The 247-nt window shown below is 70.4% G+C and carries 1 protein-coding gene; it reads left to right on the forward strand.

Annotated elements, in window-relative coordinates:
* A partial coding sequence (locus HKX41_12780) for a phosphopantetheinyl transferase (GenBank protein NNC25010.1) occupies positions 1-247 on the forward strand: 247 nt, incomplete at both ends.

Below are 247 nucleotides of genomic sequence, written 5' to 3' on the forward strand. Positions count from 1 at the left end.
GGCGCCAACGCTTACGGCCGGCCGCATATCGATCCGGCGCAGCAGGCGCAGCTTGCGCCGGGGCTCTGCTTCAATATCTCCCACACCCATGGCCTGATCGCACTGGCGGTGACCCAAGACCGCGAGATCGGCGTGGACGTGGAGCACGTGAGCCACCGCGCGGTGTCGCTCGGCATCGCCCATCGGTTCTTCGCCGCCGACGAGGTCGCGGCGCTGGCGCAGGTCGCCGCCGATCGGCAGCAGGACC

Origin of the sequence: Salifodinibacter halophilus (assembly GCA_012999515.1) — a bacterium.
GTDB lineage: Bacteria > Pseudomonadota > Gammaproteobacteria > Nevskiales > Salinisphaeraceae > Salifodinibacter > Salifodinibacter halophilus.